At 40.9% G+C, this 19,358-nt stretch carries 19 protein-coding genes; 8 read left to right on the top strand and 11 right to left on the bottom strand.

Annotated elements, in window-relative coordinates; genetic code table 11:
- Window positions 1–103: 103 nt before the first annotated feature.
- Window positions 104–328 (bottom strand): hypothetical protein, encoded by a 225-nt coding sequence (locus IQ230_RS04455; RefSeq protein ID WP_193930862.1) that lies wholly within the window; start codon window positions 326–328, stop codon window positions 104–106.
- A gap of 277 nt (window positions 329–605) precedes the next feature.
- Between IQ230_RS04455 and IQ230_RS04450 the strand changes: the two genes are divergently transcribed.
- The 5 genes from IQ230_RS04450 to IQ230_RS04435 all read left to right on the top strand — a co-directional run bounded on the left by IQ230_RS04450 (window position 606) and on the right by IQ230_RS04435 (window position 8,693).
- Window positions 606–4,334, top strand: a complete 3,729-nt coding sequence (locus IQ230_RS04450) for a two-partner secretion domain-containing protein (protein ID WP_193930861.1) — start codon at window positions 606–608, stop codon at window positions 4,332–4,334.
- A gap of 377 nt (window positions 4,335–4,711) precedes the next feature.
- Window positions 4,712–4,987 (top strand): hypothetical protein, encoded by a 276-nt coding sequence (locus IQ230_RS04445; RefSeq protein ID WP_193930860.1) that lies wholly within the window; start codon window positions 4,712–4,714, stop codon window positions 4,985–4,987.
- A 189-nt stretch (window positions 4,988–5,176) separates the two neighbouring features.
- Entirely contained in the window at window positions 5,177–5,686 is a 510-nt protein-coding gene (locus IQ230_RS26400; protein ID WP_228054579.1) for a cysteine peptidase family C39 domain-containing protein, read from the top strand.
- Entirely contained in the window at window positions 5,577–7,328 is a 1,752-nt protein-coding gene (locus tag IQ230_RS04440) for a peptidase domain-containing ABC transporter (RefSeq protein WP_322742280.1), read from the top strand. The genes IQ230_RS26400 and IQ230_RS04440 overlap by 110 nt, the downstream gene beginning before the upstream one ends.
- Before the next feature lie 69 nt (window positions 7,329–7,397).
- Window positions 7,398–8,693, top strand: coding sequence for an HlyD family secretion protein (locus tag IQ230_RS04435; protein ID WP_193930859.1), 1,296 nt, complete (start codon window positions 7,398–7,400; stop codon window positions 8,691–8,693).
- A 19-nt stretch (window positions 8,694–8,712) separates the two neighbouring features.
- Here the strand turns inward: IQ230_RS04435 and IQ230_RS04430 are convergent, their stop codons facing one another.
- Window positions 8,713–10,605 carry a cation:proton antiporter gene (locus IQ230_RS04430; RefSeq protein WP_193930858.1) on the bottom strand — a complete coding sequence of 631 codons (1,893 nt, stop codon included), beginning with the start codon at window positions 10,603–10,605 and terminating at the stop codon, window positions 8,713–8,715.
- 773 nt (window positions 10,606–11,378) lie between these two features.
- Between IQ230_RS04430 and IQ230_RS04425 the strand changes: the two genes are divergently transcribed.
- Window positions 11,379–12,146 carry an FRG domain-containing protein gene (locus tag IQ230_RS04425; RefSeq protein ID WP_193930857.1) on the top strand — a complete coding sequence of 256 codons (768 nt, stop codon included), beginning with the start codon at window positions 11,379–11,381 and terminating at the stop codon, window positions 12,144–12,146.
- A 280-nt stretch (window positions 12,147–12,426) separates the two neighbouring features.
- Here the strand turns inward: IQ230_RS04425 and IQ230_RS26395 are convergent, their stop codons facing one another.
- The 8 genes from IQ230_RS26395 to IQ230_RS04390 all read right to left on the bottom strand — a co-directional run bounded on the left by IQ230_RS26395 (window position 12,427) and on the right by IQ230_RS04390 (window position 18,507).
- Window positions 12,427–12,621, bottom strand: a complete 195-nt coding sequence (locus IQ230_RS26395) for a hypothetical protein (protein ID WP_228054578.1) — start codon at window positions 12,619–12,621, stop codon at window positions 12,427–12,429.
- Window positions 12,599–12,724, bottom strand: coding sequence for a hypothetical protein (locus IQ230_RS27285; RefSeq protein ID WP_265576189.1), 126 nt, complete (start codon window positions 12,722–12,724; stop codon window positions 12,599–12,601). The genes IQ230_RS26395 and IQ230_RS27285 overlap by 23 nt, the downstream gene beginning before the upstream one ends.
- Before the next feature lie 158 nt (window positions 12,725–12,882).
- A complete protein-coding gene (locus IQ230_RS04415; protein ID WP_193930856.1) occupies window positions 12,883–13,632 on the bottom strand; it encodes an SDR family NAD(P)-dependent oxidoreductase in 750 nt (249 codons plus the stop codon).
- A 72-nt stretch (window positions 13,633–13,704) separates the two neighbouring features.
- A complete protein-coding gene (locus IQ230_RS04410) occupies window positions 13,705–14,415 on the bottom strand; it encodes an SDR family oxidoreductase (protein ID WP_193930855.1) in 711 nt (236 codons plus the stop codon).
- A 49-nt stretch (window positions 14,416–14,464) separates the two neighbouring features.
- The gene (locus tag IQ230_RS04405) at window positions 14,465–15,346 is read right to left on the bottom strand and encodes a hypothetical protein (protein WP_193930854.1); all 882 of its coding nucleotides are present in this window, start codon (window positions 15,344–15,346) and stop codon (window positions 14,465–14,467) included.
- A gap of 92 nt (window positions 15,347–15,438) precedes the next feature.
- Entirely contained in the window at window positions 15,439–16,383 is a 945-nt protein-coding gene (locus tag IQ230_RS04400; RefSeq protein ID WP_193930853.1) for an SMP-30/gluconolactonase/LRE family protein, read from the bottom strand.
- 36 nt (window positions 16,384–16,419) lie between these two features.
- Window positions 16,420–17,361, bottom strand: a complete 942-nt coding sequence (locus IQ230_RS04395) for an NADP-dependent oxidoreductase (protein ID WP_228054577.1) — start codon at window positions 17,359–17,361, stop codon at window positions 16,420–16,422.
- Between the two features lie 102 nt (window positions 17,362–17,463).
- Window positions 17,464–18,507: a S1C family serine protease gene (locus tag IQ230_RS04390; protein WP_193930852.1), complete on the bottom strand. Its 1,044-nt coding sequence runs from the start codon at window positions 18,505–18,507 to the stop codon at window positions 17,464–17,466.
- Window positions 18,508–18,554: 47 nt separating this feature from the next.
- Between IQ230_RS04390 and IQ230_RS27280 the strand changes: the two genes are divergently transcribed.
- Both IQ230_RS27280 and IQ230_RS04385 read left to right on the top strand, forming a co-directional pair.
- A complete protein-coding gene (locus IQ230_RS27280; protein WP_265576188.1) occupies window positions 18,555–18,689 on the top strand; it encodes a hypothetical protein in 135 nt (44 codons plus the stop codon).
- 175 nt (window positions 18,690–18,864) lie between these two features.
- Window positions 18,865–19,233: a winged helix-turn-helix transcriptional regulator gene (locus IQ230_RS04385; protein ID WP_193930851.1), complete on the top strand. Its 369-nt coding sequence runs from the start codon at window positions 18,865–18,867 to the stop codon at window positions 19,231–19,233.
- Here IQ230_RS04385 and IQ230_RS27275 read toward each other — a convergent pair.
- Entirely contained in the window at window positions 19,230–19,358 is a 129-nt protein-coding gene (locus IQ230_RS27275) for a hypothetical protein (protein WP_265576187.1), read from the bottom strand. The two genes, IQ230_RS04385 and IQ230_RS27275, sit on opposite strands and share 4 nt — an antisense overlap.

Genomic DNA, 19,358 nt, shown 5'->3' with positions numbered 1-19,358 from the left:
TATAAGATTCGCGCTCATATTGTTGATTTTCAAACCACAAACACCACTCATTAATTGATGAGTGGTTTTCAGCATAGCTAAATATTCAAATTAAGCTGTTGTTCTAACTTATTCCAAAAATACCCTTAATAAAGTCAACCCTCGATGAATCATTGCAATTGTTATCAAGAATGTCAAGAAAGCGAGGATAGTTTGGATTGGGATAAGTATAAATAGGGGTAGGAATGCCTATTATAAGATCATCGAAAATAGAATCAGATCCACCATTGACATAGCTAGCATCTTCGTCAGTAAGCTCAGTCAGAAAAGATAAGTTTTCGATCTTCATAATTAACTCCTAAGTATCATGCGATGAGAGTTAGTAGAGTGATTGATATTCAATTTATTTAGTCGCTCTATAATTCCAAGGATAAATTTAGATAAATAAAAAGTAATAGCTTTTTGTACAAACTTATTTGTTGAGTTTGGCAAGCAAGATTGCAGAAAAGTGCAAAGTAGTAATGCTCTCGAAATCTAAAAAATTTTGCTTGATCGCTTAGAAAATCCGACACTCTGCTGTATTAATAAAAAATCCACGCTCAAGGTTTGCAGAGGAAGTCACTGTAATGACAAAAGCTTGGCTGACTGGGTTCTGGCAGTTTGGAGTAGTCACTCTCATAACAGGTGGCGCGATAACTTCGTTAAGCTTCGCTAACGCATCATCAAAAACATACGTTCTCGCGCAAATTCAGCCCGATTCTACCTTGGGTAGTGAATCATCTGTAGTTAATTCAGTTGATGCAAATAGCGATCGCATTGATGGTGGAGCCATTCGCAGCACAAATCTGTTTCATAGTTTTCAAGAATTTAATGTCAGTGAAGGAAAAGCAGTTAACTTCGCTAATCCTCAAGGAATCGAGAATATTTTCAGCCGAGTTACGGGTAATAATATTTCTGAAATTAGGGGAATATTAGGTGTTTTAGGTAATGCTAATCTATTTTTACTTAATCCCAACGGTATTATTTTTGGTGAAAATGCCAGTTTAGATGTTAATGGTTCATTTGTCGCAACTACTGCAAATGCGCTGCAGTTTGGCACTCAAGGAATTTTTAGTGCAACAAATCTAGAAACTCCATCGCTGTTAACAGTTAATCCATCAGCATTATTATTTAACCAGATCAATCAAAACGCAGCGATCGTTAATAACTCTCAAGCGCCAGCAGGACAAGATCCAGGGGGTCTTAATGTCTTTGGGTTGCGCGTTCCTGATGGGAAGAGTTTGTTGTTTGTTGGCGGCGATGTCAGCATGGATGGAGGATGGGCGATCGCTTCTGGCGGACACATTGAGTTAGGAGGATTGACAGAAGCTGGAAGTGTGGTAATTCAGGCTGATGGAAGTAATTTCAGTTTGAGTTTTCCTGAAGGCGTACAACGAGGAGACATATCCCTCGCTAACAACGCTGTAGTTGGTGTTATTGCTGATGGTGGCGGTAGTATTGCAGCTCATGCTCGAAATGTAGAGATTTTAGCAAGTAGTGAATTTTTTGCAGGGATCGGGGAAGGTTTAGGAACAGCTAACTCTCAAGCAGGAGACATTGTAATTGATGCTACAGAGCAAATCAAGCTTGCAGGAACAGGTAGCCTCATTTTCAACTCCGTTCAATCTCAAGCAGTAGGTAATGCAGGCAATATCACTATTAAAACTGGTTCACTTTCTGTAAGTGATGGCGGTCAAATAGATTCTTTGACTCGCGGACAAGGAAACGCGGGAAATATCACGATTCAAGCAAGGGATGCAGTCACTTTTGATAGTGTCGATAGTAATGGATTTCCTAGTGCTTCTTTTAGTGATGTACAACCTGGAGCTGTTGGTAATGGTGGTGATATCAACATTATTGCTGGATCTTTGTCTCTAACTAATGGTGGGCAATTAGGAGTGAGTGTTCGTGCAGCTTCTGATTCACTGGCAGGTGGTCGAGGTGAAGGTGGTAGTGTGAATGTCAATGTGCGCGATGCACTAACAATCTCTGGTACAAATAGCGGAATATTTGGCGATATTGGTAGTGGTGCTGTAGGAATTGGTCGAGATATCAACATTCAAGCTGGAAACTTGGTTATTAAAGATGGCGGGTTAATAAAATCTAGCACTTTCGGTCAAGGTGATTCAGGCAATATTGCGATTACAGCCGATAAGACAATTTCGCTAGATGGTAGTTCATATATTGTCAATAATGTCCAAAGTAGTGAAGCAGTTGGCAACGCTGGCAAAATTGACATTACTACTAGTTCCCTCTTTGTAACGAATGGCAGTCAAATCAATTCCTTTACTCGCGGACAAGGAAATGCGGGAAATATAACCATTCGAGCAACAGACACAGTTACTTTTGATGGTGTAGACAGTGATGGATTTTCTAGTGGTTTGTTCACTGATGTATATGCTGGTGCTGTAGGACGTGGTGGAGATATCAAAGTTGACGCCGGAAATATTTTTATCAGAGATGATGGAAAAGTAAATACCAGCACCTTTGGTGAAGGAAATGCTGGCAAAATTGAAATTGAAGCTGATAATACTGTTTCTTTGTCAAGAGGCTACATTTCCAATGATGTTGGAGTTGGGGGAGTTGGTGATAGTAACGGTATTAGTATCAAAACAGGTTCGTTGTTCCTCACTGATTTAGCGCAGATTTTCTCAGATGTCGATGGACGGGGAGATGCTGGAGGAATATTTATTGAAGCACAAGATATTGTCTCTCTAGTAGGTATAGGAGATGTCAATCTCGGTATAGTTGACTTTATTAATACTACCGATGGCTCGATAATTACCAGCAGTGTTAATTTTGGAGGAGAAGGTAAAGGTGGAGACATAACGATAAATACTGGTGCTTTGCGTTTGGACAGTTCCCAAATAAATACAAGCACGGCAGGAACAGGTGATTCAGGTGATATCATCATCAATGCGCGTGATTCTGTCGAATTACTGCAAGGCTCGGATATGTTCGCTGAAGTAACCTGCGCTTGTGAAGAACAAGGAGGAGGCGTAGGTGGAATTGGAGATGGAGGAGATATCAAAATTACGACGGGTTCACTGCTACTAGATATTGGTGCAAATTTGCGTGCTGATACTGAAGCACGTGGTAATGGAGGCGACATAATTATTAATGCGCGGGAGAGTGTCACCTTTAGGAGCGATATCAGTACACTCAGTGGCGGTGCTTTGACTCAAGTAGAACCCGAAGCAGTGGGAAGAGGCGGTAATATTCAGATTACGACAGAGACGCTATCTCTCTCTGGCTATCAAGAAATCAACACCAGAACTCAAGGACAAGGAAATGCTGGAAAAATCGATATCAATGCTAACTCGATTGTCTTAACTGGTGCTGATGTTGGTATTTTTAGTGGTGCCACTCAAGAAGACAGGCGACCAGGAACATCAGGTAATGGTGGAGATATAAATATTACTGCAGGTTCTCTATCTATCTATGATGGAGCAAGGATATCAGCCAACACGGAAATCATCGGAACTGCGGGAGACATTACCATCAATGCTAACCAAATCACCCTTAATGATGGAAGTTCTATCAGTTCGGAATCTGGAGCAGGTGATGAACTTATTACTAGCAATGATGAACTAGGAGAAGCCGAAAATATTAGTATTACTGTTCGCGAACTAGAAGCTAATAACGGCGACATTTCTACTAGTTCTAGTCAATCTTCAGGTGGTGCGATCGCTATCAACGCTAGAAACATCCGCTTACGCGGTGACAGTGATATCCGAACCAATGTTGCTAGTGGTGCAGGTAGTGGTGGTGATATTACTTTAGCTGCTGATTCAATTATTGCTTTTGATGACAGCGATATCTTTGCTTTTGCTCAAGACGGACAAGGCGGAAACATTACTCTCAACACTCCTGCTTACTTTGGGAATAGTTTTACTACTAATTCTTTTAACATCAATCCCGATATCCTAGATAACAACGATCGCGCCGATATTAACGCCACTGGTGCAGTATCTGGAGTCGTCACAATACCAGATGTGAGCTTTCTGCAAAATAGCCTGACAGAATTACCTGAAAATATAATTGATACAAATGCTTTGGTTGCCAATAGTTGTATTGCTCGCAGTAGCGATCGCGGCGGAACATTTACCATCACAGGTAGGGGTAATTTACCCAGTCGTCCTGGAGATGCTGCTGTGTCACCTTATCCCACAGGAAATGTGCGCGGTGTAGAAAGCGATTCCACTTCTACACGTCGTCCTTGGAAAATAGGTGATCCGATTGTCGAACCACAAGCTGCTTATCGTCTTGCAAATGGGCAAATCATCTTAAGTCGTGAATGTGACAAATGGTTATAGATCAGAGGTTGGCGAATAAATTCGCTGCTCGACAAACAAGGTTTACTTCCCTGGACTTACTACTAAAACTCTGATAGAGAGTGTGCGAAGGCACACTTTGCTTGGGTAGCCCGAACTTTAGTCAAGGGCATCTGTAATTCGTGCGGAAAATTCAATTTTTTCTTCTCCTAATCCTTCAATGTAATTTTCTGCAATGGCAGTTACATGATTGTGCAATTTTTGTTTCCTAGCTTAACATTTAACTTCGCACAAAGGTTAATACACCAGTTCGCTGCTTCCTTTATTGTATAAATCAAAGCAACAGTTACTCAAAAAAAAACAAATCAAGTAATAGTTATGAGTAACTAAAATCAAACTCAATCCAGGAGAAATTAGACATGAAAACTATCGACAATCAAACACTTTTCACTGAACTTACAACTGAGGAAGCTGCTAACATTAACGGCGGTAATTTAGGTGGTTATGATTGGCAGAGCAATTGGTATGCACCTATAGTTGCAACCTTAGATCCATCAATAATTGCAGCTCACCAATATGACTATATATCTTACTATAACTATCTCAACACAGCTTTTCTACAAGGTGGTTCTATGTACGATGGGCTAAACGCAATTCAATCTTTAGTTAATTGGGCAGGCAGCCCAATCGTTTAAAAGGTATCAAGTATATCTTGGATTGTGCATGAGCGGATTAAATCAAAGGTTGATTGAATTTAAAGGTATTTGATAAACCTTACCCTACCAATACATTAGTTATATCTTTTGAACTTTGAGAAGCACCTATAGCTTTGTAGGTGCTTTTTTTCTAAATACTTTAACATTAAAAAAGCTAACTTCTGACATATGAAATATGCCTACGTTTCTCAACACAGTGAGGAAGATTGCGGAGCAGCTTGTCTTGCTTCAATTGCTAAACACTACGGTCGTAATTTTACCTTAAGTCGCATTCGTGAAGTTGTAGGTACTGGACAACAAGGAACAACTTTATTAGGAATAAAACGAGGTGCAGAAACGCTTGGTTTTAATGCACGTCCAGTCAAAACTTCAGCAGAAATATTAAACCAAATCAATGAAGCACCGTTACCAGCAATTATTCATTGGAAAGGAAATCACTGGGTTGTTTTACATGGCAAGAAAGGTAAAAAATGCGTTATTGCAGATCCAGCAGTAGGCTTGCGTTATCTCTCTAAACAAGAGTTAGCAGTAGGATGGACAGATTGGTTGATGCTGTTACTAGAACCAGATCCCATTCGCGTTTGTCGCCCAAGAAGACGATCGCGTAGGTGGATTTGGACGTTTTTTTCAGCGTGTCTGGGCTTATCGCGGAATCTTAGCACAAGCTTTACTAATTAATCTCGTTTTAGGGCTACTGTCTTTAGCTTCTCCATTTTTACTACAAATTCTTACTGATGATGTACTCGTTCGAGGCGATACAGATTTGCTGACAACGGTTGCGATCGCTGTAGTTGTGATGAATGTAGTTTCCAGTAGTCTTTCGTTTGTGCAATCTAACTTAATTGCTCACTTTGCACAACGCTTAGAATTAGGATTAGTTCTAGAATTTGGGCAGCAAATTTTACGATTACCGCTGAGTTATTACGAAGCACGTCGTAGTGGAGAAATTGTTAGCAGACTTCGCGATATCACCCAAATTAATCAGTTAGTTTCTCAAGTTGTTGTCAGTTTACCTAGTAAATTTTTTATTGCTCTCATCTCTTTAGGATTGATGATTTTCTATAGTTGGAAATTGACTTTGGTAGCTGTATGTGCTGCCTTAGCCATGACACTGTCTACAGTAATTTTTCAACCAACCTTGCAACAAAAAACCCGTAACCTTTTAGTAGTAGAAGCAGAAACTCAAGGTGTTTTAGTCGAAACCTTTAAAGGCGCACTTACGGTAAAAAGTACCACATCCGCACCACAATTTTGGGAAGAACTACAAAGTCGGTTTAGCCGCCTTGCTAACCTTACTTTTCGGACAACTCAAATTAGTATTATTAATCATACTTCTTCTAGTTTAGTTTCTGCTATCAGTGGTGTTGTTTTACTGTGGTTTGGTGGCAATTTAGTCATTAATCCTGCAGAAAATCTCAGTATTGGTAAGTTATTAGCTTTTAACTCAATGAACGGTAACTTTCTTACCTTAATTAGTACACTTATTAATTTTGTTGATGAATTCACAAGAGTAAAAACGGCAACACAACGACTTACCGAAGTAATAGATACAACTCCAGAAGATCGGGGTGATGAAAAAAAATCGCTTGATAACATTTCTCCAAATGCTGATATTACCTGTACAAAAGTGAATTTTCACTATCCTGGTAGAGTTGATTTAATTAAAGACTTTTCTTTGACAATTCCTGGTGGTAAAGCTATTGCCATTATTGGTAAATCTGGCTGTGGTAAAAGTACTTTAGCTAAGTTAATTGCTGGTTTATATCCGTTGCAATCTGGTAATATTCGGATTGGCATTTATAATTTAGAAGATCTTTCCCTCGATTGTCTCCGCCAGCAAGTTGTTCTCGTTCCTCAAGAAGCCCACTTTTGGAATCGCTCTATTATTGAAAACTTCCACTTAGGCGCACCACACGCTACATTTGAACAAATTGTGCGAGCTTGTCAAATTGCTGAAGCTGACGAATTTATCAGTAAACTCCCTGACAAATATCAAACAATATTAGGAGAATTTGGTGCTAATATTTCTGGCGGACAACGCCAACGATTAGCGATAGCAAGAGCGATTGTTACAGATCCACCAGTACTTATTTTAGATGAATCTACTGCTGGACTTGACCCTGTAAGTGAAGCACAAGTTTTAGATCGATTGTTACGTTATCGTCGCGGTAAAACTACTATTTTAATTAGCCATCGTCCTAAAGTCATTAATCGAGCTGATTGGATTGTATTGCTAGATCAGGGAGAGTTAAAACTGCAAGGAACTGTAGAAGAATTACACTCCAAAGTTGGAGAACATATAGATTTTTTAATTCCTTGAAAGGATATGACTATAGCGCTCTTGTATAAGTAGAATAACTAACGATCAACTCATATTAACTAATTAATTATGCTTTATAATCCAGAAAGAAAAAGCTTCCACTCAGTTAACAGTGATGAATTTCTTCCTCCTATTAGTCGTTGGACATCTTTAGCAGGAATATTTCTAGTTGGAAGTGTGGCTGCGGCGATCGCCCTTTCTTCATTTATTAAATATAATGTCAAGGTAAAAGCTGCTGCAACTGTGCGTCCTATAGGAGAAGTTCGTTTAGTTCACGCAGAAATGGAGGGAACAGTTAAAAGTCTTCTTGTTAGAGAGAATCAATTAGTTAAACAAGGAGATGCGATTGCTTATCTCGATCAAGAGCAACTGCAGATTCAAAAAAAGCAGTTGCTTAATAACATTCAGCAGCGTAAACTACAACAAACTCAAATTGCTGCTCAAATTAGTGCCTTAGATACTCAAATTTTAGCTGAATCTGAATCAATTAATCGAGCGATCGCAGCTGCTCAAGCAGATTTAGAACGCCAACAACAAGAACGCCAACAACAATTATTGACAACTCAAGCAGACTTGCAAGTAGCCAAAGTAGCTTTAGAATTATCTAAGGATGAAATGGCTAGATATCAACAACTCGTTCAAGCAGGAGTGATCTCACAACTGCAATTTAAAGAAAAAGAATCAGATGTTAAATCTGCATCAGCTAGATTAGAAAAAGTAAAAGCAGTAGTTAATCCAAGTTTAGCAACAGTAACAATCGCGCAGGAAAGAGTTGCTCAAGAAAACGCTAGAGGTGAAGCAAATATTGCTGCTTTAAAAAAAGAAAAGCAAACTCTCATTCAGCAGGAAATTGAAATTAAAAATCAAATTAGTCAAGCTCAAACAGAAATCAAACAAATTGAAATTCAACTGCAAAAAAGTACTCTTGTTGCTACCAGTGATGGCATTATTCTCAAACTCAATTTACGTAACCCTGGTCAAGTCGTGCGTGCGAGTGAACCTATTGCTGAGATTGCTCCAGTGAATGCACCATTAGTGATTAAAGCAATGATCGCAACTCAGGATATTGAAAAAGTAGCAGTTGGTCAAAAAGTTCAATTACGTGTTGATGCCTGTCCATACCCTGATTATGGTACTCTTTCAGGTATTGTCAGTAGTATTTCTCCTGATGCGATCGCACCTCAAAACAATAGCGCTGCTCCTTACTTTGATGTGACAATTCAACCACAAAGTGTTTCACTAGGAAGTGGTAATAGGCAGTGCTGCATTCAATCAGGAATGGATGCTACAGATGATATTATCTCTAAAGAAGAAACAGCTTGGCAATTTGTGCTGAGAAAAGCAAGATTAATCGTAGATTTATAAGTTGTTATTACAACTTCTGCTAAAGCGGTGGAATCGGGACTTCTTCAACTTTAGAAAGCTTTTCTACATTCAAACGCGTTGCATTGCGATCGCCCGACAAGCGTTTTAAGAGATTTGGTCTGGGATCGTGCAAGATATAAATAATGCGATCGCTTGGTTGCCAGTCTTCTGTTGTCGCTGGTGCAATTAAAAACCGATCTTCTCGCTCCAGAAACAAAGGTACGATCTCTTCAGCACGCATTAAGGCTTGTAGATGGGCTTGTTGAAAGGAAAACTCTTGTTCAGTTAATGTTGTTGTGCCTAACTTAACTCGTCCGTCTTTGAGATATTCATTCCAGGTTTTCAGTGGTAAGTCGGAAACAAAAGCTTGCTGCACCTTCGGTTTGCCAGTAGCATTATTAGCCTCAGGGTTCCGTGGAAAAACTGCTAAAACTCTTGGAGGATTAAATTCTTCAGCAGCCCGCTGTGCCAAAACAAAATTGACCTCGCCATTGTTCGTCATTGCCAGAAAAGTTCCCATTGAGGCAAGTTCTGCTTCTTCTAACACGCCCCTATCTAAAGCACTACGGACTATCACGCGAATATTTTCAGCTTCAGCTTGTTCTGCAGCTGCAGGGTCAGTATCAATCATGACAACAGGCTCACCGCGTTCTTTAAATAAACGAGCAATTAAAACACTTAAAGGATTGCAACCGACAATCACTGCTCCTGTTGCTTCTGTTGAAGTAATCTGTAACCAACTGGCAACCCAAGCTGCAGTTAGCCCTTGACAAACAACGGTTAATATGATCGTTAAGAAAACGAGTGCTTTGATTGAATCTCCACCGTTAATTCCTCGTTCTGTTAAGAAAATTGAAAACAAAGAAGCAACTGATGCTGAAACAATTCCTCGTGGTGCTATCCAACATAAAAACAGCTTTTGCCGCCAGTTGAGGTCACTCTTCCAAGTACATATCCCTACATTTAGTGGACGAATCACAAACATGAGTACCAAAACTGTCAATAAGCTGCCCCAGCCTAACGCCAAGATACTAGCTAGCGATAAATCTGCTGAGAGTAGGATAAACAGCACTGACACGCCTAGAATGGTGAGCTGTCCTTTAAATCGCCGTAATAACCTTTCTTCTGGTACAGATGAGGCTCGGAGCACAATTCCTGCTACTACTGTTGCCATCAATCCTGATTCACTACGAACGAGTTGAGCTAAGGTAAATAATCCCCAAACTCCAGCTAAAACGACGAGATTTTTTAGTTCGTCTGACAGAAAATTGCCACGTTTAAACATTAAGCCGAATAGCCAGCCACCGATCGCACCAATACCTCCACCAATGCCTAAACGTAGAATCAAGCCACTAATAGCGCGAACTGGGTCAGTTTCACCATTCAGAATGGTGTCGAGAATCACGACGGCAAGAATTGCGCCTACAGGGTCAATTAAAACTCCCTCTCCCTCTAACAGCGTGGCAACTTGACGTTCGACTTTGACAAGTTTGAGTAGAGGACTGATAACAGTGGGTCCAGTCACAACGACCAAGGAAGCATAGAGAAAGGCGATCGTCCACGGAAACTCACTCAACCAATGAGCCGCCATTCCCGCCCCCACAAGCGTAATTGCGGTTCCTAGCGTTACAAGATTACGTAAACTCCCAGAAACTTTGCCTAATTCTCGCAGTTCTAAGTTAAAGCCACCCTCAAACAAGATGACTGCTGTTGAGAGGGCAACAATAACTTCTAAACCAGGACCTAACGAATGAGGATGAAGTAATCCAATTCCATCAGCGCCTAGCAAAATGCCAAATAGCAATAAAAACACGATGCTCGGTACTTTGAGGTATTCTGCCACTACCTGAGCGCCGATGCCTGCGACTACGGCAATAACCATTTGCAAGGTAAGTTCAAACGATGCTTCCATGTTGAAGATTTGGCAAAATTCCTGTCAAAATCTTTTGTCAAGGATAGTCGATATTTGTACTGCTATGTGTAGCACTACACGATCTATCTGTTGTCAAAGCGAAATTTGTTAAAGTTAATCGTATTGTAGAATACAAATTATCCAAGACTATCAAGTGGATAGCACAAGAATATATTTGTTACTCAATTAAAGATAAAGATCCTCGCAACTATTCAAACTACCTTCTACAGCCAGAGTTGTAGAAGTTACTCTAGTCTAATAATTAAAATTTGCTTAGTATTTTTATCTGGCAAGCGATCGCTTAAACCAAAATAATTTCTGCTATAGTAAGTGTCTACGTTGTAAAGTTCTGCCTAGTTCAGTATTACTTATTTATTGCCCTTGATTTACGTAAAATCACACAAGCAGTCTTTAGAAAAGCTTATTGTTACTTTCAAGTAGTGACAAAGTGTTGGGTTGAAGTCAATAACTATACTACAGCGTGTCAATAGCAATCGAAAGTAGTAAAAATTGAGTATCCAAAAGATATTGCGATCAGATGTCAGTTCTTTTTTGGCAAATTGGAGAAAGCCACAATTGTGGAAATAATGACATGACAAAGCTTTAAGATTATTGAAAGTGCCTGACAATGACAAAATATCAAAAGCTTACGCTTCAGCAAAGATTCTCAATTTTACTCGCGGCTTAGTTCACGTTTACAAGCATTTATTCAAACAAGCTTATGATGTCGCAAGAATATATCAATCTTTAAAACATTAGGCGTCCAGTTACCAATGCAGGAAATTATTGTTAACTCAGTTCCGGAATTTGTGGAATGTCTTGGTGACGTCAACCGTGGCAAACGTGCACTCTATCGCGGACAAAGAAGAGACTTGCACCTATTACCTAAAATAGCTCGTTTGTCAACTACGTTGCCTGTTTTGGAAGCTAAACAGGCAATGCTGAACAATTTTAAACTGCTAAGTGTTCCCTATCTTAAGGAAAAACCAGCTAATGATTGGGAATGGTTAGCAATTATGCAGCATCATGGATTAGCAACTCGACTACTTGACTGGAGTGTCATTCCGCTAGCTGCGCTTTGGTTTACAGTTTGCAAACCACCTGCTGAAAATCAACATGGTGTGATTTGGCTATTCCAGCCAAATCCTGAAGATTATATATCTACTTTCAAACATGAAGTTCCATTCCAAATTAATAAAATTGTCTTGCTTCAACCGAGACTTATTACAGAGAGAATTAAAGCACAGTGGGGCTGGTTTACAGCGCACTATTTTGATGTAGACACAGGAAAGTTTGCAGCGTTAGATACAGAAGCAGCGTATATTTCTCGATTAACAAAGTTAATCATCCCACCAGACAAATTCGCACTTTTTCGTTTTCAATTAGATCGCTTAGGTGTTAATTCAGCGCAACTATTTCCTGATTTGGAAGGACTCTGCGCGCATCTTGAATGGCTTTATACAAATCTTGCTGATGAAGTACACGGAAGTGAAAAATATGATTTACAAAAAGTGTTTATGCCGCTTCCTAAAATGAATTAACTTAATCAAAAAGAGCGATCGCTTCCTCAAATAATCACATATTAGAGCAAAACGGTAAGTTCTCTCCTAAAAGTAGCCGCGCTAAACTAGGTAAAGCTTCACCATAGGTAGGATGAATATGGTGTTTCTGCTAAACCAGGAATATTGGGAACTAGCGAGGATGTCCCTGTATTGATAATGACGAGTGGGGCTTGGGTTGGGTAGTGATATCTTGGCTTGTAACGATGCGATCGCCGCTAAACGATGCCTCTGCACAAACTACCTTGACCCCAGCATCGTGTCATCGCTTATTAGTTCCTTGATTGAAGCTATGACGGATATTGCGTACTCGTTCCATCACAGCAGAAAAATCAACACTAACTTGAGGGTGAATGCCTAATTTATCAGCTTTATGGGCACGACCGGCGGCATGGGCTGCGGCTAAAAATGCCTTAGAAGGAGTGCAACCATAATTAATGCAGCTTCCCCAACGCATCGCGCTCAAATAAAATAACCTTACGCCCTTCCTTTGCCACATCAGCAGCGAGAGGAACTCCACCTTGTCCGCTACCAATCACGATCTCATCTGCGGTTTCCATCAGTTTTCCCCAGAGTAATGAGTATTAGCTTGTAGGTTGGTAATCAGTAATTGGTAGCAATTAGCATTTGGCGATTAGCTGTTAGCTTGTGTTTAAGTATTAAATGCTCACTGCGAGAGTGCTAAATGCTTTCTCATTACCGTTTTACATAAGTAGCTCTACAATACCTGATCTGTTGGCATGATCAGAATTTCATTCACGTTCACCCGTGCAGGCTGTGTCACTGCATAAAGAATAGCATTGGCAACATCTTCACTTTCTAGAGGTGTTAGTGATTGATACATTCCTTCGACTTGCTGCTTAGATTCTTGATCGGTGATATGGTTTGTTAATTCGGTAGCAACTGCACCAGGTTCAATGACAGTTACGCGAATTTTATTTTGGTACACTTCCTTACGTAGCGCATCACTAAAAGCAACCACACCAAACTTGACCGCATTGTAAACTGCAAAATTGGCAAAAGTCAGCCGACCTGCTACTGAAGCAATATTAATAATATGTCCGCTACCTTGCTCTTTCATAATTGGTAAAGCTGCGTGCGTTGCGTACATTAATCCGAGAAGATCGATATCGACCATTCGCCGCCAGTCTGAGGTATCTGCACCATCAACTAGTCCTGTAAGCATGACACCTGCGTTATTAATCAAGATGTCTACACTACCAAAATTAGCATTGGCTTTTTGCAGCATCTCGGTTGTTTGGGCTTGGTCGGTGATATCAGTTTGAATTGCGATCGCTTCTTTTCCACTATCTTTAACTTGACTGACTAATTTCTCTAAGCGGTCGAGACGACGTGCGGCTAAAACGACTTTCGCACCCTCAGCAGCTAATGCTAATGCAGACGCTTCACCAATACCAGAAGACGCACCTGTAATTAACGCAACTTTTCCATCTAATTTATTTGCCATTACTCTTTCCTTTAAAAATTTCAAGTAACTCTGTTGTCAGTTGATTAGACCTAAGTTGCGGATTTGAGATGCTCAAACGAGTAAACTACCACCGTCAACATCAATTACAGTTCCTGTTGTGTAACCATTTTCTAGCAAGTATAAAACTGTAGCTGCAATGTCTTCTGGTTGACCAATACGTTTTACTGGCAGTTTATCAGCTGTACTCTGCAAAAATGCTTCGCGCTGCTGTTGTGGCATTCCGGCATATACGGGAGTATCAACTAAGCCAGGAGAAACCACATTAACTCGCACAGGTGCAAGTTCTAGCGCTAAAGCACGACCGAAAGCTTCTACAGCAGCATTGATTGCAGCTAAGACAGTATAACCAGGAGATGGTCGGCGGCTGAGTATACCAGAAAACAATACAATTGAGCCGCAATCGGCGATTTGAGCATATTTGGTTAGAAGATATGATCCCCAAAATTTACTCGCCATCGATTTTTGTGCATCTGCGGTATCAAGTTCGCGCAATAGTCCGGTTTTGACTGAACTACCAGGAATGACGAGATGGTCTATCACCCCAACATCAGTGCAAAATTGTTTAATTGCATTTTCCTGAAGAAGATCCAAACTGCGGATTTCTACTTCATCGCCTATTTCCTGTTGGGCTTGTTGCAATTTTTCTAGAGAACGTCCCGCGATCAAAACTTTTGCTTGTGCTGTTAGTGTGGCTTTGGCTGTTGCTAAACCAATCCCAGAACTTCCACCGATGATGACGACTTTTTTATTCGCTAGTGACATTTTGTGTTGAGATGAAGGTTGAATTCTTAAACAGTGCAACAGTGATTAGTTATGCAGGTGTAAGCCATGCAGCAATATTGCGCACATAAGTTTTTATATCTTCCAAGGCGCGTGGTTCTGTTTTCATTCCTTCCCCTGGTGGTTCTTCAACAAAGCTGGGACAGCCCATATTTACATCCCAGTTGTAATCACAAAAGTGGTGAAAAGTTGACTCGGTGATAGCGCGTCCAAGTCTACCATTATCGTCCTGGATAGGCTCAAATACTACCGCAAGGTTGAAAGTGCGACCTGTGACTTTACTTCTACCTGTAGCAATGACTCTGGCATTTTCTGCATCAGAAGCGAGTCCAACACCGCCTTCGTGAGGATGTGCGGGGAAAAACTCAACAACCCCAGATGGTGAGTTGGGGTTGTGTAGCAGTTCGTGAATTGGTTCAATTGGTGTAATTTTTTGATAATCGCCGTTGCTACCAGAATGATAGTTTGGCCATGAAATATATGTGGTGTAAGGATCGTCGTTACAGCGTCGCGATTCATCGGGGTCTTGATTTTGGGTATGAAAATAGTTCGCTGCGCCAACCCCGTCGAGATTGCAAATCGATGAACCTAAATCTTGATGATCTCGTGCGATTAAAAGCCCTTTACCTTGTCTGCGAAATTTTGCGATCGCCTGACATTCTTTTTTAGTAAGTCCACCCCCGATATCAACTGCAAACAACCACAGTTCATCAAAATCGGAGTTATCGATATTACTCAGAATCGGATCGTCAGAATTTGATTCGCGGTTACGTGCAGTGACTTCATAAAGTGGATTTCCAGTTTCATCTGTTAATGATGCCAGGTAGTCGCGCAATAACGAAAAGCGATCAATTGTCCAGTCATCCTCACTAGGAGGAATCGTTGTCTGCATTAAAATGCGAATTAGTGTCATAAGCCATTACTGAAAGTTATTACAGAATGTAAGTCTTCTAGGTTAAGGAAAAGCGATCGCTTCGGGCGCTGGGCTATGCGCAATTGCATACTTTACTTTTTGCTTGAGGTTACACCAGCAACATTGAGTGGAATTTGGTAAAGACTCGTATAAGTTGTGATGTACAGTGTTTTGTAATCTCTACCTCCCCAAGCAATATTTGTCGTACCTTCGGGGACAGAAATCTTATCTAGTAGTTTACCTTGCGGTGAAAAAATCCAAATACCTTCGGGTCCTGTCGAATAAACATTTCCTTGCGAGTCTACTTTCATTCCATCAGCTAATCGTTCTTTTCCTGGAACGTTTAAATCTGCAAATATGCGACCATTAGTTAGAGTACCGTCTGCTTTGACATCAAATACGCGAATATTCCCTTCTTGAGAATCATTGATATACAAACGTTTCTCATCGGGTGAGAAAGCAAGTCCGTTTGGTAGCGGTATATCCTTGACAAGAAGCATTAATTGACCATCTTCTGTCAAACGATAAACACCGGAAAAACCGAGTTCTTCAGCTTGTTCTTTTACTGCATAAGGTTTCCGAATCCCAAAGGGCGGATCGGTAAAATAAATACTGTTATCGGATTTGACAACAATATCATTAGGACTATTTAGCTTTCTCTGTGTGTAGTGAGTTGCTAAAGTAACAACTTTGCCATCTTCTTCGGTACGTGTCACACTGCGATCGTGTTGTGCAGTGACGAGTCTACCCTCACGGTCTAAAGTATTACCGTTGGGATATCCCGCAGGTCTGCGAAAAACTTCTACTTTGCCATTAGAAGACAGTTTGTAAATTGTATTTGCTGGGGTATCACTAAATAATAGAAAACCATCTGGATGCCAAAGTGGTCCTTCAAGAAACTTATAGCCACCAACAATTTTTTCTACTTGAGCATTATCACTCTTAATTGCACGTAATTCATTTTCGTTACTGCCACTAGGTTTTGTGCTGAATAAGAGTAACAAACTACAGACAATGAGCAAAGATTGAAATTTCATAAGATCTCTGGTAATTGACAGTTTAACCAAGAGATGTCACCCGATGACTTGTAGGACGATCTTGCCACGCATATGACCACTCTGACTTAATTCGTGTGCTTGCCGTGTTTCTGATAGTGGGAGAACAGTGTCAACAATGGGTTTGAGTATCCCAGCATCAACTAACGCAGCAATTTCCGCGAGTTGTGCTTTATTCGGCTGAACTGCGACAAAAGCTGCACGAACCTTGTGTTGAGTGGCAGTTGACTGGGAAGGTGGTGATACAATTGATACCAATATACCACCAGATTTAAGAACTTTCCAGGAGTGTTCCTGAACTTCATCCCCGATTGTGTCGAAAACCACATCAACATCATAAACCACATCCTCAAAGTGAACTTGGTTGTAATCAATTGCTTCATCAACTCCAAGTTCTTTTAAAAAACTGTGATTTCGGGCTGATGCCGTACCAATCACACGCGCACCTTTATTTTTTGCTAACTGTACTGCAAAACTGCCGACACCTCCTGCTGCGGCATGAATTAACACAGTTTGTCCTGCGGATAATTTTGCTGCATCAAATAATGCTTGATATGCAGTTAATGCGGCAACTGGTACGGATGCTGCGGCAATGTAATCGAGGGATTTTGGCTGATGGGCAACTTCATGAGCAGGAATTGCTATATACTCAGCATAAGCACCATTTCGCCTCAAGCTGGTGTAAGCATAAACATCATCCTCTGTTTGAAAATTATTTACATTCGAGCCAACTTTGGCAACAACCCCAGAAACATCCCAACCTAAAATAAGTGGCATTTTATGGTTGAGTCCTTGCTGCATATAGCCTTCACGAATTTTCCAATCAACCGGATTGACACCAACTGCGTGAACTTGCACCAGGATCTCGTCGTCGGTAATATCAGGTCGTGGTGTATCTTCGTATTTTAGAACCTCTGACCCACCATACGAATGAATCCGTACAGCTTTCATTGTTGCCATTATGTTCTCCTAGAGTAATTGAAAGTACGCTTTTTAGGTTAGGTAATAGGAAAGCAATAGCATTTGCGCTGCTTTACTCAATTACCAATTGCCAGTTAGCAATTACCCACCTGGTGACTCCTCAGGAACAATATCCACAACTAGTTTTTGAGAACGGCGAAGAATTGTCAGTTGCGATCGCACTCCAACTTGATCGTGAGTTAATAGTTTATGCAAGTCATCGATATTTGCAATTGGTTGCTGATTTATTCCTACAATCACATCACCTTCTTGTAACCCTGCTTTTTGTGCAGGACTATTCTCTTCAGTTGAAATTACCAACACGCCACTTTCGAGCGATAATTCATGAAATAGTACTACGCGACGGGGTAGCGGTACATTTTGCCCACCGATACCAATGTAACCGCGCCGGACTTTACCATCGCGTATCAATGAGCCGATGATCATCTTGGCAGTATTAATCGGTACAGCAAAGCAAATACCTTGCGCAGACATAATGACGGCTGTATTCACACCAATCACTTCACCGTGAGATGTCACGAGTGGTCCGCCAGAGTTACCAGGGTTCAAAGCGGCATCAGTTTGAATGATATTATCTATCAAGCGACCAGAACGCGAACGAAACGAACGCCCTAAAGCACTGACAACACCTGTTGTGACTGTAGTTTGGAAGCCATAGGGATTACCAATTGCGATCGCCAATTGTCCTGCACGTAACGACTGCGAATCTCCTAATTTGGCAGCTACAAGATTAGGTGCATCAATTCTAATGACTGCTAAATCGGTATCAGGGTCATCACCAATTAATTCTGCAATAAAATTGCGACCATCTGAGAGTGTCACCTCAATTTTGGTTGCCTCGTGGACAACATGGCTATTCGTGAGAATATAACCATCCTGCGTAAAAACGAAGCCCGAACCGTTACCACGGACTTCTTGCATGAAGGTTTGGTTATTCCTGCGCCGCGATTGCAATTGTCGATGCACATCAATATTGACAACTGCGGGGCTAACTTTTTCAACTACACTAATGACAGCTTGCGAATAGGCGTCAAGTAACTGTTCATCTGCTGTAGGATTTGTTGTTGGCGAGGTTTGCATCCCCTCATTCTCGAAATCGTTGGCTACCAGTTGCAGATTTTTCATAGCGGCTGCTCCTGTACATTATAGGGGTGAGGGGCGAGGAGCGAGGAGTGAGGGATAAAATTCCCTATTTCTCAATTCCTCAACTACGTAAGTATATGGTTCACAATAAACGTAACATCAAGGTTGGTAATTGGCGAAGCCGCCGCACGCTGCTTGTGGTGTCCCAAGCAGAACGGCGGTAATGGGTAATTGGTTGAAAAGACTATTTGCGCTTGAGTTGCCGATTACCGATGACCCGTTACCGACTCTGAACCGATATCACACTTAATTTGTATTTACCTACTTAGTAGTTTTATGATTGTGTCAATTACTCACTCTTTTTGACAAGAAGGCACTGAAAAGTGCTATACATACTTTATGGTGCGCAATCAAGAAAATAGCGTTTGTGATGCTAATTGTCCCTCACGGCAAGTTTTAGATCTCATTGCTGACAAGTGGACTGCAATTATTATTTACCGCCTTGCTAAGGGAACGAAGCGATACAGCGAGTTACAAAGAGAAATCGGTGGAATTTCGCAAAAAATGCTGACGCAGACATTACGCAACTTAGAACGCGATGGGATTGTCAGTCGCAAAGTCTATCCTGTTGTCCCACCAATGGTGGAATATTCTTTAACTGCTTTAGGGACAACGCTAACTGAACCCTTGTCTACGCTGTGTCGTTGGGCAGAGAATTACCTTCCTGAAGTCGAAGCAGCACGAAGTCGATATGATGGCGATCGCTAAAATTTAATTGTGATAGTCAGTATTAGATAATCCTCCTGTGCCATGACATGAGCGATCGCCATTAAATTCTCTGTTGAGCCGTCAAAGCACAAGGAAAATCTTTCTGATGTTTGTTTCCTACTCAA

Origin of the sequence: Gloeocapsopsis crepidinum LEGE 06123, from assembly GCF_015207655.1 — a bacterium.
GTDB classification, from domain to species: Bacteria; Cyanobacteriota; Cyanobacteriia; order Cyanobacteriales; family Chroococcidiopsidaceae; genus Gloeocapsopsis; species Gloeocapsopsis crepidinum.
Note: the sequence above shows the minus strand (reverse complement) of the source record. Positions and strands in the feature narration are given on the sequence as shown.